Annotated in this window: 10 protein-coding genes and 2 pseudogenes; 9 read left to right on the forward strand and 3 right to left on the reverse strand. The window is 59.9% G+C overall.

What is annotated here, in order from left to right:
* Window positions 1-658, forward strand: a pseudogene (locus V8Z78_RS23910) (pyridine nucleotide-disulfide oxidoreductase); the annotation flags it as partial.
* Window positions 659-815: 157 nt separating this feature from the next.
* Here the strand turns inward: V8Z78_RS23910 and V8Z78_RS23915 are convergent.
* On the reverse strand, window positions 816-1757 hold the full coding sequence (locus V8Z78_RS23915) for a LysR family transcriptional regulator (RefSeq protein WP_003066621.1): 942 nt from the start codon (window positions 1755-1757) through the stop codon (window positions 816-818).
* 139 nt (window positions 1758-1896) lie between these two features.
* Between V8Z78_RS23915 and V8Z78_RS23920 the strand changes: the two genes are divergently transcribed.
* From V8Z78_RS23920 to V8Z78_RS23935, 4 genes and pseudogenes are all read left to right on the forward strand, one after another.
* Window positions 1897-3123, forward strand: a complete 1227-nt coding sequence (locus V8Z78_RS23920; protein ID WP_349732296.1) for an FAD-dependent monooxygenase — start codon at window positions 1897-1899, stop codon at window positions 3121-3123.
* 397 nt (window positions 3124-3520) lie between these two features.
* Window positions 3521-4663 (forward strand): porin, encoded by a 1143-nt coding sequence (locus tag V8Z78_RS23925; RefSeq protein WP_003066617.1) that lies wholly within the window; start codon window positions 3521-3523, stop codon window positions 4661-4663.
* Between the two features lie 107 nt (window positions 4664-4770).
* Window positions 4771-6351, forward strand: a complete 1581-nt coding sequence (locus tag V8Z78_RS23930) for an esterase-like activity of phytase family protein (RefSeq protein WP_349732278.1) — start codon at window positions 4771-4773, stop codon at window positions 6349-6351.
* A gap of 31 nt (window positions 6352-6382) precedes the next feature.
* Window positions 6383-6526, forward strand: a pseudogene (locus V8Z78_RS23935) (IS3 family transposase); the annotation flags it as partial.
* A gap of 46 nt (window positions 6527-6572) precedes the next feature.
* Here the strand turns inward: V8Z78_RS23935 and V8Z78_RS23940 are convergent.
* A complete protein-coding gene (locus tag V8Z78_RS23940; RefSeq protein ID WP_003066613.1) occupies window positions 6573-7154 on the reverse strand; it encodes a TetR/AcrR family transcriptional regulator in 582 nt (193 codons plus the stop codon).
* Between the two features lie 97 nt (window positions 7155-7251).
* Between V8Z78_RS23940 and fabF the strand changes: the two genes are divergently transcribed.
* Window positions 7252-8523 carry a beta-ketoacyl-ACP synthase II gene (gene fabF, locus V8Z78_RS23945; protein WP_349732279.1) on the forward strand — a complete coding sequence of 424 codons (1272 nt, stop codon included), beginning with the start codon at window positions 7252-7254 and terminating at the stop codon, window positions 8521-8523.
* A gap of 237 nt (window positions 8524-8760) precedes the next feature.
* Here the strand turns inward: fabF and V8Z78_RS23950 are convergent, their stop codons facing one another.
* Window positions 8761-9669 (reverse strand): sulfite exporter TauE/SafE family protein, encoded by a 909-nt coding sequence (locus V8Z78_RS23950; RefSeq protein WP_314353735.1) that lies wholly within the window; start codon window positions 9667-9669, stop codon window positions 8761-8763.
* A gap of 20 nt (window positions 9670-9689) precedes the next feature.
* Between V8Z78_RS23950 and V8Z78_RS23955 the strand changes: the two genes are divergently transcribed.
* From V8Z78_RS23955 to V8Z78_RS23965, 3 genes are all read left to right on the forward strand, one after another.
* Window positions 9690-10460: an AraC family transcriptional regulator gene (locus V8Z78_RS23955; RefSeq protein WP_280042293.1), complete on the forward strand. Its 771-nt coding sequence runs from the start codon at window positions 9690-9692 to the stop codon at window positions 10458-10460.
* A gap of 634 nt (window positions 10461-11094) precedes the next feature.
* Window positions 11095-11592 carry an RNA polymerase sigma factor gene (locus tag V8Z78_RS23960; RefSeq protein ID WP_034362310.1) on the forward strand — a complete coding sequence of 166 codons (498 nt, stop codon included), beginning with the start codon at window positions 11095-11097 and terminating at the stop codon, window positions 11590-11592.
* A gap of 80 nt (window positions 11593-11672) precedes the next feature.
* Entirely contained in the window at window positions 11673-12833 is a 1161-nt protein-coding gene (locus tag V8Z78_RS23965) for a FecR family protein (protein WP_349732280.1), read from the forward strand.
* Window positions 12834-12873 lie beyond the last annotated feature (40 nt).

A 12873-nucleotide genomic window follows, 5' to 3' on the forward strand; every position in this document is an offset into this window, starting at 1 on the left:
TCCATTTGTCCCCAACGTTGAGGGTTTGATGTCCTTCAAGGGGCAACAGTTGCACTCAGCTCAGTACGCATCTCCTGAGCCGTTCACAGGCAAGAGGGTTATGGTGGTCGGCGGAGGAAACTCCGGCGCACAGATCCTGGCGGAGGTCTCGCTGGTTGCGCAGTCCACGACCTGGGTCACGCTGGAGCCTCCAGCCTTTTTACCGGACGAAGTCGATGGGCGAGTACTCTTCGAGAGGGCTACTGCACGTTGGCAGGCATTGCAGGAAGGCAAAGATCCGGAGAACCTGCCGGGTGGCTTTGGCGATATCGTGATGGTTCCCCCTGTCCTTGACGCACGCCAGCGCGGCGTGCTGCAGTCTGTCGGCCCGTTTGAGAGCCTCACGGCGGACGGGGCCGGATGGCGCGACGGGAGTACCAAATCCTTTGACGCGGTCATCTGGTGTACCGGCTTTAGGCCAGCGTTACAGTCTCTGGAGACTCTTGGCGTTGTCAACGAATCCAGAGTCACGGTAGACGGCACCCAGGTGCATGGCGTCCCAGGTTTATGGCTTGTGGGCTACGGTGAATGGACCGGGCCAGCGTCTGCCACGCTCATTGGAGTCATGCGCACAGCTCGTAGCACAGCAAGCGAGATTACGCGGTACCTATTGAACTGAATGACCGCTGCTCCTGAATCTAAAGGTCTGCTGTGGGTCGTGAGCAGCCCCTTTTCGTTGGCAGCGACAGGCCAGAAGCGGGCATTGAGAGAGTCATTCCAAGCGACTGCTTGCGCTCCGAAGGACTCCACTTTGAGCCCGGTGCACCACTTCGATCCTAGACTGTCCCCCAAGGTCTGGGGCCCATGGGAGGGCTAATCGAGCCAGACAACCGCACTTGTATCAATTCCAGCAGTGCCCGGGCACGAGCAGTCACGGAATGGCGATGGCTGTATGCCCCCAGCAATTGCAGAGGGGCAGGACGAAGGTCCAGTGACACTTCCTGCAACCGACCCGTTGCAAGGTCTTCCTGGCAGGGATAGGCCGCCACAATCGCGAAGCCGATGCCTTGCCGTGCGCCTGCCACGGCCAGTTCTCCACTGTTGACGCGGTAGCGGCTGCGGACCGGCACCTTGACGATTTCTCCCGCGGCGTCCTGAAACTGCCAAGGTTGACCCTTCAGCGCACTGAGGGTGGTGATGCAGGGCAGGGATTTCAGTTCGCGCACATGGCGTGGCATACCGGTCCTGGCCAGCAAGGAGGGGGCGGCAACCACGATGCTGGGCAGTGTGGCGAGTTCGCGGGTGATGAAAGCACTGTCCTCTTGATGGCCCCGATGGAAGACGATGGAAAGGTCGACGTCCTCTCGAAGTACCTCCAGCCCGGTCATCCGGGTATCGCATTCGAGCTCGATGCCTGGATGGAGGCTACAGAATTCGGCGAGGATGGGAGCCAGCAGCCTTGGTGCCTCCCCGGGCATGCAGATCTTCAGAGGTCCACGCAGTTCGCGCTGCACCGCGCCAAGCTCCTCCTGTGTAGAGAGCAGTGTGTCGAGCAGGGGCTTGGCGCGTTCGTAGAGCAATCGGCCGGCTTCCGTCATGCGCAGGTGGCGGGTGCTTCGCTCCAGCAGGCGTGTACCGAGTCGGCGCTCCAGTGATGCAACGTGGCGGCTGACGTTGGACGAGGGCATGGCCAAAAGCCGCGATGCGCCGGCAAAGCTTTGCTCATCAACAACCGCCGTATAGACGCGTACGGTATTCAGGTCGAGTGCATCGCGCATTGATTATCCCGTTTGAGGTATGAAAACGTCCCAATTTTGCATGCTAGTTCTCTGTAGTGGCGAAATCTAAGATGCCCTTTTGCTCGATGCAACGCAGTGCGCCATACATCGGGCATCGTATGGACAGGAGAGATTCAGCGTGGAAATTGGAATACTTGGCGGTGGCATTGCAGGCTTGAGCGTGGCGCTGGCTTTGCGCAAGCAGGGTTACAACCCTCGGGTCTATGAGCGTCGAACGGAGCCGGCAACCATGGGGGCAGGCGTGACGCTCTGGCCCAATGCGAGCTTTGTGCTGGAAGAGCTGGGGCTGCTGCAAGACATAGCGGCCATTGGCGGTCGGCCGCTGACAATGCGCCGCCAGGATGCCATGGGCAATGCATTGGGAGGCCTCGATATCGCCTTGCTGGACCGGACGATGGGATACCCAACCTACACGGTGCTGCGCAGGCACTTGCAGAAGGTGTTGCTCGACCATGCGGCACGGCAGGGGATTCCGGTGGAGTTCGGATACCAGGCGGTGGCCATTGAGCTGGATACCCATGGCAGAGCCGTGGCCCGTTTCGAAAATGGCGCGAGCATCCGCCCGGATCTGCTTATTGGCGCCGACGGCCGCATGGAGTCGGTGGCGCGCAAGTTTGTCGCGGGTGACAACACACCTGTCTATCAGGGCTTTGTCAACTGGATCGGCGTGGCGCAGGGGCCGCATGCGCTGGTGGACGATATTGCGATTCAGGATTTCTGGGGGGCGGGCGAGCGCTTTGGTTGTGTGCCGATTCGACCCCAGCTGGTGTACTGGGCCGCGGCGCAGGCTCGGCCCCTGACTGAAGCCGTACCGGCCGCAGATATGCGCAAGGAGGTCGAAGATCTGTTCACAGGGTGGCCCGAACCGGTCGCGCATCTCATCCGGGCCACGCCCGGGCATGCCATCCGGCTGATTGCAGTGCATGACCTGGAGCCGCTGCATACATGGAGCAGGGCGAATGTGCTGCTGGTTGGCGATGCCGCGCATGCGCCGTTGCCGACGTCGGGGCAAGGCGCCTGTCAGGCGCTCGAGGACGCATGGCATTTGGCTCGGTGTCTGGATGGCGCAAGCGGCGGCTTGGACGATGTCTTCCAGGCGTTTGCGAAAATCCGAGCCTCGAAAACCGCAAGGCTGGCGGAGCAAGGTCGGGTCTTCGCACGCGGCTTGTTCGCCACAGATCCTGAAACCTGTCGTATCCGCAACGACAGGGCCAAGGCGTCCGATCCTGTGCATGACGTGCAGGTCTTGGCAGCCGGATGGGGGCAGGGCCTGCCAATGCCTAGCTGCATCGACGGCATGCCGACGCAGGAGGGGGGCTCCGGCAGCCTGTACCGCATTGAATGACGTGCGCTGGATTCCACCCGGATGGAAAGCCATGTCTGCCGTGACGAGAGTCGCGCGGCCGGCTGAGCTTTTCTAGATGCGGGATGTGCTGCGTCGATTTGTATTCAGTCGCCTTTTTCTATGCATCCGGCTAGCGCGCATGTGTGCACCAGCCGGTAAGCGCTGCATAGCAGGCATGGACATTGGCACTTGAACGACCGCAACGGGTTGATCTGCGACTGCCGCAGTCCGGCCAGGGGCTGCTGGTAGCTAACTCTGCGCATGCACCGCTGCTGTTACTTTCATGTCACACAGTACAAACGTCACGAAAAGTACTTATGTGTTGCTTAGAGTTTCGGTGGCGGTTGCAAGAGAGCCACCGCCATTCCCTCTGATAAGTTCCGTTCGTATCTCGCCAATGAAAAATCATAAAACGTGCTCGCGTACTCTGGCAGTCGTGGTTGGCTCATTCCTAGCCTCTTCATCCAGCCTGGCCCTGGCACAGTCTTCCATCACCATTTTTGGCGTAGTGGACGTCGGCATCACCAGTGCCAAGTCCGGCGGCAACAGGCTCAATGCTCTGAACTCCAGCCAAGGCAAGACCAGCCTGATCGGCTTTCGCGGCACGGAAGACCTCGGCGGCGGCAACCAGGCTCAGTTCTGGCTCGAAGGTGGCCTCAGCCCTGACACCGGTAGTGGCGGCAGCAGCGGCTCTTTGGGTTTCGAGCGCCGTTCCACTATCGGACTGATCAACAATTCCTGGGGTGAAATCCGCCTGGGTCGCGACTACACCCCCAGCTACAACATCTTCACCGCGTTCGGGGGCCCTGATACCACCACCGGCGTGCAGGCCAATCTGTTCCAGACGATCCGCCAGACTGCGTATAACGCCGCCAGCCAAAGCGGCACGGTGGATCGCACGCGCATCAGCAACTCCGTGGGCTACTTTCTGCCGCGCAACCTGGGCGGTGTCTATGGCCAGTTCTCGGTTTCCTTTGGTGATGAAAACGCCTCCAACTCTGGCGCAAGCAAGGCCCGCAGATACGTGGGCGGTAACCTGGGCTATCGCTCTGGCCCGCTGAACGTGGGTATCGGCTACGGCAAGATCGACGGCACTGCCGCTGTGACTTCGCCCAGCGCCATCGCTGCCACCAGCGATCTTGAAGACTTGGCGCTGGGCGCTTCATACAACTTCGGCAGCTTCGTGCTCAATGGCGGATACAACAGCTTGAAGTGGAAACCCGCCAGCGGCGCAACCTCCGGGAAGGTGGACGGCTTCTACCTGGGCGCTACCATCCCCGTGGGGCCCGGTAGCTTCCGCGTCAAGTACGCCAGCGCCAAGTTCAGCGGTAACGCCACAGCCCTCACGCGCAGCGGTGGCAAGACCGACAAGTATTCGGTCGGATATGTCTACGACTTCTCCAAGCGCACCTCCATGTACGCCGGGATTGCGCGTGTCAACAACAAGAATGGCGCCAGCATTGGCCTAATCGGAGGTCCTGCAGGTGTCGCCAACACCGGGTCGACTGGTGTGGATATCGGCATCAGCCACTCGTTCTGAGCGGCACAACGCCTCTTTGCGCAAAGAAGTCTCCAAGGTCGAGCAGGGCTTTGCCTCGTCGGGCTTGCTTTCGGGGACTTCCATCTTCCTCTCAAGCCATACTTGCCATGCGCCACCTCACTTCTTCATCCTGCCTGATGGCTGCGACCGCCGCCGCGGTTGCCTTGCTGAGCGCCTGCGCCGACACCCGCCCGTTCCAGGTCGCCAGCCCCGAGACGGTCGTGCAGACCACCGGCGTCGGCAGCATCAGCGCCGTCGTCACGCGTCAGGACGTACAGTTCGACGACAAGTTCTATTTCCCTTACGAAGGTCGCCACTCCGCCACCAAGGCCGATTTCCCCAAGGGTTTTCTGCCGGCCTATGGCTCGGGCCTGGCCTTGAAAGGCAGGCGCGCCGACGGCACGCTGGAGTTCTACGCCATCACCGATCGCGGCCCGAACGCCACCACTGGTCCGGTCACGCAGATCACCGACGGCTCCAACTCCACGGGCTTCGCCAGTTCCACGGTGTTTCCTTCGCCCGACTTCACGCCGTCCATCGGCGTGATCACCCTCGGCAAGGACGGAGCCAGGCTTGTTTCGACCCTGCCGGTCAAGTTCAGCGCCGCGCAGAACGCCAATGGTCGTGTGCAGCCACGGGGCATCACAGGCAACACGGGCGAGCAAGTTCTGGACGACTCCTTCACCTATCCCGGCAAGGCCAAGGGCTACAGTGAATTCGGCCTGGACACCGAATCCGTGGTGGTGGATGCAGCACGCAATGTGCTGTGGGTTTCCGACGAATACGGCCCCTTCATCGTGAAGATCGACCCGGCTACCGGCATCATCCTGAAGAAATACAAGCCCGGTACTGGCGCGGCCGATCTGCCTGCCATCCTCGCCAAACGCCGCGCCAACCGTGGCATGGAAGGGCTGAGCATCGATGTGGCCAGCGGAAAGCTGCACGGTTTTCTGCAAAGTCCGCTGAACGACGGCAAGGCCGACTACATCACTGCTGTCGTTCCCGATGCGACCGGCAAGTCGGAAAACGTGCGCGACTACGCCCGCTTTGTGCGCTGGGTGGAGTTTGACCCGACTACCGAGACAACCCGTTTGTTTGCATTGCCCGTGGACGGCAGCTGGTACAGCCAGGGCAGGACCGGCAACGCCAAGCTAGGTGATGTGGTCTCGCTGGGCAACGGGAAGTTCATCGCCATCGAGCAAGGCACAGGCAAAGACAAAAAAGTCTTTAACGATCTGGTGCTGATCGAGTTTCCGGCCAACGCTACCGACATCACCGCGCTGGGCTCCGACCTGGAAAAGAGCAGCCTGACCGGCAAGCCGGTCAATGGCTCGGACTATTCCAAGGTAGTTCCGCTCAAGAAGACCCGGCTCTTCAACTTGAACGCCACCGGCTGGGTGGCCGAGAAGGCCGAGGGTCTGGCACTGGTCGATGACTACACCTTGGCGCTGACCAACGACACCGACTTCGGTGTCTCGCTGGCCGTGCTGGACACCAGCGGCAAGGAGATCGAAGGCTCGGACGTCACCAAATGCATGGTGGATGCCGACGGCAAGATCGTGAACGATGGCAAGTGCGCCAAGGGCGCGGCGAGCCTGCGCTTTACCACCAATGACGTCAATGATCGCGCGCAGCGACTGTGGACCTTCAGGTTCAGCAAGAAGTTGAGCGAATACGGCGCTTTCTGAACGACAGCGGCGGCACAAGCCGCTCTCTGCTATAGCCAGGGCGCCGCACCGGCGCCAGTCGGCCCGCTCGCAGGAAGGCCGTGTTGATGCGGCGCACAGCGACTTGCGCTGGTGCTCCCACGGTCTGGATATCCAGTGCGACCCGGGCCAGACCGTGACAGCCACCACGCCCAAAATTGAGATGCGCATCAAATGTGCGAGCGCATGCCTGATTCGGGCGACTACGGGGCTAACTGCTCCCGCAAGCTTGCCAATATTTCTTCAGAAAGCGCCGGGTTGCCCGCTGCCGTGGCACGAGCGAGAACCAGGGCACCAACCATGCTGCTGAGGGTCACGATAGTCTGAGTACGTTTGGCCGCGTCATCACCTTGGAGCACGCTCATAAAGCGCTGGATATTGCGTTCCACTCCCTGGGCAAAAACCTCCGACATCTCAGGCCCCGCTCTTGCTGCATCTGCTGCCAATGCCGCAGCGGGGCAGCCCTCTCCGGGGTGATCGCGATGCGCCGCAGAAAGATAGCCATGCACCAGCGCGCGGAGTCTGGTGGCAGGCGCGCCATCCGCCTCCGAGGACTCCAATCCGTCTAGCGGCGTGATGGTCCACTCAAATGCACGCAGGCAGGCCTCGCGTGCGAGAGCATCCTTGGACTCGAAGTGCCGGTACAGCCCGCCATGTGTCAAGCCCGCATCGCGTGTGATCTCTGCCACGCCCACGCCATCCAGGCCCTTTTCTCGATAAAGGCGCGCAGCGGCATCCACGATTCCTTCGCGGTTCTCGGCGGCCTGTGCTTTGCTCACTTTCATACGTTAGATGATACTCATCATCAAAACTCATTTATGATTGCGATCATCATCAATAAAGTTGGGCTCAGCTCCTGGGTTCAATAGCGGAAGGTGCAGCATGGGTCGTCGGGTAGTCATCACCGGTTTGGGCATGGTCTCTCCTCTAGGGTGCAATGTGGAGCTGGCCTGGCAGCGCCTGCTGGCCGGCCAGTCCGGGGTACGTGCCTTGAGCGCCGGTGTGGGTGAGGGCACAGGCGTCTCCATCGCCGGACGGGTGCCAGGCCTGGAGGAGGATCCGCAAGCCGGGTGGAGCCCTGAAGCCGTGATCTCGGCCAAGGAGCTACGCCGCATGGATCGTTTCATCGCATTTGCATTGGGGGCAGCAGACCAGGCTTTGGCGCACGCGCAATGGGCTCATCCAGGCGTCGAGCAACAGGAGCGCGCGGCGACGGTCATCGGCTCCGGCGTGGGCGGCTTCAGCACCATTGCTGAAGCGGTGCGAACCACGGATGGCAAAGGGCCGCAGCGCTTGTCGCCTTTCACCGTACCGGCGTTCCTGGCCAATCTGGCTTCGGGACAGGTGTCAATCAGGCACCAGCTCAAGGGGCCGTTGGGTGCTCCGGTGACGGCTTGTGCAGCCAGCATCCAGGCCATTGGCGATGCGGCACGTCTGATTCGCAATGACGAAGCAGACATGGTGCTTTGCGGTGGCAGCGAAGCCACGATTGACCGAGTTGCGCTCGGCAGCTTTGCTGCGGCAAAAGCAGTGACCACTTTCTGCGGCGGCGATCCCGCGAAAGCTTCCCGACCTTTCGATCAGGCACGGGACGGTTTTGTCATGGCCGAAGGTGCTGGCCTGCTGGTGCTGGAGGCACTGGATCATGCATTGGCGCGCGGCGCCAGGCCGCTGGCCGAGGTCGTGGGCTATGGCACCTCTGCCGATGCATACCATGTCACCTCAGGTCCAGAAGATGGATCAGGCGCAGCGCGATCGATGTGCGCCGCGTTGCGACAGGCACAGTTGCACGCTCGTGATATTCAACACCTGAATGCTCACGCAACCTCCACTCCCGTGGGTGACCGGGGAGAGCTGGCAGCCATTCGTCAAGTGTTTGGAGCAGATACCGGCCCCTCCATCACGGCCACCAAATCAGCCGTGGGTCACATGCTGGGAGCTGCAGGCGGAGCTGCTGCGATCTTCACAGTATTGGCTTTGCGCGACCAGATCGCGCCACCCGTGCTCAACCTGGAGCAGCCAGACCTTTTGGCGGACGGCCTGGACCTGATCGCCGGGAGTGCGCGTGCTCATGCAATAGAGCACGCCATGCTCAACGGATTTGGTTTCGGCGGTGTAAATGCGTCGTTGATTCTGAAGCGATTTACTGCCTGAGCCATACCTGTATCAGAGGCCTCATCAGGCCATATCGCACATGCGGCTCTTGGTAGATCGTTCAGGCTTCTCACTCGAACGAATGCCAATGGCCGCTAGTGCAGGTTCTATAGACGCCTGCGTCAGCAGACGTTCGATGCGCGCAGCAAGTCGGCTGAAGACTGCTTCAGGGGCTCTGGCGAAATAGAGCTTTCGCTCACAAGCCGACGTTCGGGATGAAGGCAGAGTAGATCTCGGTCATGTTGTCACCATGGCCAAAAGAACGGCGATCAACAGTCCCAAATAGACCTTCGCGTGAACTCGGTCTGGAATGCGCCCGATCCAAAGCGATGCTGCACGGATACCAATCCAGGAGCCGGCCACGAGCACAGCAGCAGCTCGTATGTCGATATAGCCGAGGTGCCACTCCCCAAGAGGTAAAGGAGATTGAGTGGACAGGACGATGTAAGTCCCTGTCCCTGCCAGCGCGACCGGCAGTGATAGCGGATTCGCCATGGCGGTTGCTCGTGTCATTTCGATTCCACGGCGGCGCATCAGGGGAACGGTCATCACGCTGCCGCCGACCCCTAGCAATGCAGCAACCCACCCGATCACCAGTCCGGACAATGCATTCGCCAGCGGCCCATGGCGGTGCTGCTTTGCCACGGGCTGAGCAAGAAACCCAGGCCTCAACCAGCAGTCCAGAATAGTCAGCACCAGATATGCCGCAAAGGCCCAACGCAGCCATTCGCTTTGAACAACGGTTGCCGCAAGTGCGCCAAGTGCGGCCCCCGCGCCAATGGGGCCCAGCAAAGGCCTGACATTCGTCCAATCCACTGTTCCTGCACGTTGATGACGCCACGTTGCGAGGAGCGCACCAAAGACCATCACACAGGTGGATGTTGCAACGGCAATCTGCATGGCCGACTGCCCCACTGCGCTGCCTGGGGCATTCGGTGTAGACAACAAGCGATACAGCAGCGGAACGACCACGAATCCGCCACCGAAACCAAAGAGAACGGTAGTGACGCCTGTCACACATCCGCAGACTGCCAACAACAAATACAAGGACACGAAAAACTCCAATGATGCAGGAGTCGTCACAGTAGATTGCTCTGGAGTGGCGCGCTTTCGATGTTTGGTCAACAATATCTGCATTTCGGCCATTCGCTCCTTGCAGTCTCGCTGTGCGCAATCAGTCACTGAACTCCCTCGATGCCACGCCTCGTGCCGTTGTGGCCATTGGCACCGACTACGCGCCTGGCACCGTTCTGGATACTCATAGCCATCGCCGGGCACAGTTCCTCTATGGCGCGACCGGATTGATGGAGGTCGGTACTGACGATGGCGCCTGGGTGATACCTCCCCACTGTGGCGTGTGGATTCCTGCAGGCAAGCCGCACAGGGTGAAGATGGTGGGAGTCAATACTCGAAGCCTGTACATTGAGCCTGACGAGGTGCCACGGAGCCAATCGCATTGCGAGGTGCTGGCCGTGTCCCCGCTGTTACGGCAGCTGCTTATCGAAGCCATCGACTTGCCGGCGCTATATGACGAGCGCGGTCGCGATGGTGTGCTGATGTCGCTTCTGCTGTTGGAGGTCGGCCGCGCTGAAGCACTGCCGTTCTTTGCGCCGCTACCGCGAGATGAACGGCTGGCGACTCTATGCATTGCTTTCCTTCACCAGCCCGACGTGCGCTTGTCGCCACTGGCCTGGGCGCAGCAGCTGCACCAGAGTGAGCGCACCTTCAGCCGGTTCTTTCGCTCGCAAACCGGAATATCGTTTTCAGAGTGGAGAAGCCAGGCGTGTCTTCTTTTTGCAATGTCCAAACTGGGGTGCGGTGATTCGGTGACAACGGTGGCGCTTCAACTGGGCTATGACAGTCCGGGTGCCTTCTCCACGATGTTTCGCAAGAGGCTCGGGAGCAAGCCGTCAAACTTCATGGCGGCAGAGCGGTAATCCGAGCTGATGGCCACGTAGCTCATTCATTACCGGCTAGTGAACGTCTGCCTTCAGGAGCCGGTTTTTTCGAACTGGTCCAACTTGGTGCTTTGCTCTTCTTTGGAGACACAGCCATCAAACCGCTGAGCTCTATACACGCCTCCAGCCTGGATGTGCTCTGTTTGGATTGAGACATGCAACGGTCTTTTCTTTGATCGTCCACGCAATAGAAGCGTGTGGTGCGCAGAGGCTGAAAGTTGTGTATCGACCAGTGGCAGGTTGAGTAAATGAAAGAGATGGAGCGACTGCTGACACCGGCACCTTGGAGAGTAGTTGAAGCGGCACCAGCCTGGCTCCGGGTCTCTGTCGGTTGGCAGCTATCGGCCACTAGCAGCCGGCCACCGCAGATTTCCGAGCGGCGGCTTGCTGTCGGTGCTCATCAGGTATGCCGGTCGACATTGAGCCGAATAGAGGTCACGACCGACCAGTACCCGCAGTTCGCATCACATCGGATGCATTTATTGAGAATAAGTCGCATTAACAATTTATAATTTTGCCGTGTAGTTGATCGCAACTCTTTGCGCCTGGGCTCCAGGGCTGTCTTATCGCCGCGCACGTTCGACCTCACTCATTGCTACTGGCTTTTTGGATCGTGCTGACCCGCTACTACAGAGACCTGTTGAATTTCTGCATGCGCAAAGTGAGAGACCGCGATACTGCGGCTGACTTGGCGCAGGAAAGCTATGCCCGTGTGCTTTCCATGCAGCAGAAGGGGCAGGTCATTCTTGAGCCAGGTGCATTGCTGAGGCAGGTGGCCTTGCGCGCCAAAATCGATATGGATAGACGGGCTGAGGTGCGCCAGCATCAAAGTATCGATTCATTGGAGGAGCTGGATCAGCCTGCGAGTCCTCTGCATCTGCAGCCCGAGCATGCCTATGCATCGTCTCAGAGCATTCAAGCGTATCTTGACACTATCGAGGGGCTGCCGCCTCGGTGTCGTGATGCCTTCTGCATGTACATCTTCGATGAGTTGCCCAACAAGGAAATTGCAGAGCGGATGGGGGTGTCGCTGAGCATGGTGAATCAGTACATCAGCCGCGGAAAACTTGCTTGTGCTGCGCGCAGAATGGAACTTGATAATGTCGAGTGATCGCAAATTCGCGTGCGTTTTGCGTAGCTGTTTCGCCGAGGGTGAATTTTTGCCCCGCCCCGCGCATCCGTATCCCTAAGATGAGTCACTCTTTTGCATCCCAGCGCAATGTGCCAGCCTCCTTTGACGAGGCTGCGGAAGCGCGCGAGCTTGCGGATTTTTTCAGTCGACAGAATCCGGTAGATGTGGCTGCCGTCGAATGGCACTCGCGCTGGGAGCAAGGTTTGAGCGAGAGCGAGCATGAAGCCCTGCGTCAGTTGTTGGCTGAGGATGCTGCGCATGACACGGCGTTTCGTCATCTGACCCAAGACATGGCGGTGCTGCGTTCTGCTCCTGCCGACATGGTTGCAAAAGCACGTTCCTCGTTCAAGAGCGAAGTCATTGCAAGTGGCGGATCTTCTGCGCAGTCTGGCGGGGAGCCCGCGAAGCCGAAGGCGATGGAAGTATGGGTGCGCGCAGGCGCTCTGTTGAACTGGATGCAGCCGCGCTCTGCCTTGGTCGCTGCCTGTTGTGCTGCGGTCTTTGTGGCAGGGATTGGATGGCATCAATGGATGCTGCAGCCGACATTCGAGAGCAGCTATGTTGCGCAGAAGGGGCAGCAAAGGCTTGTTACCTTGCCAGATGGCACCGAGCTCGCCATGGACACCGACACCCAGGCTCAGGTCACCATGTACCGCGACCGCCGAGAAGTGCGGATTGCGGATGGACAAATCATGTTCTCGGTTGCCGCCGATCCCAAGAAGCCATTTCATGTCCTCGCTGGGCCTGCGCGTGTCACGATACTCGGGACACGATTTTCCGTTCGCTATCGCAACCAGGGGGCCGATGCCGGGGCTGTCAATGTTTCGGTGGAGAAGGGCCATGTACGGGTCGCCAGTTCCTACAGCACCGCCAGCGCGAAGGCTGATCTGCCTGTCGAATTGCTGGCAGGACAAGGCCTGAGGGTGTCATCCAGTGGGGTGTTAGGCCAGGTAGCCAGTGTTTCTCCCGGCAGTGTCGCCCTTTGGCGCAAGGGCTTGGTGCGTTTTGATAACACCTCACTGGCTGATGCATTGCTAGAACTGGAGCGCTATGCTCCAACGGGCCTGGAGATCCGCGACCCTGCGGTCGCTGCAATGACCATCGGCGGCAGCTACCAGATTGATAGACCAGGGGAGTTTGCGCGCATGCTGACCCAGATCCTGCCTGTGAAGCTGGTCAGCATGTCATCGGGGAAGACTGAAATCGTCAGTGCGCATTGAGCACTTTCAGGCTCGATGCGGCCATTTCGAATTTTTTCGG

Origin of the sequence: Comamonas sp. wu1-DMT, from assembly GCF_040187805.1 — a bacterium.
Taxonomy (GTDB): domain Bacteria; phylum Pseudomonadota; class Gammaproteobacteria; order Burkholderiales; family Burkholderiaceae_C; genus Comamonas; species Comamonas thiooxydans.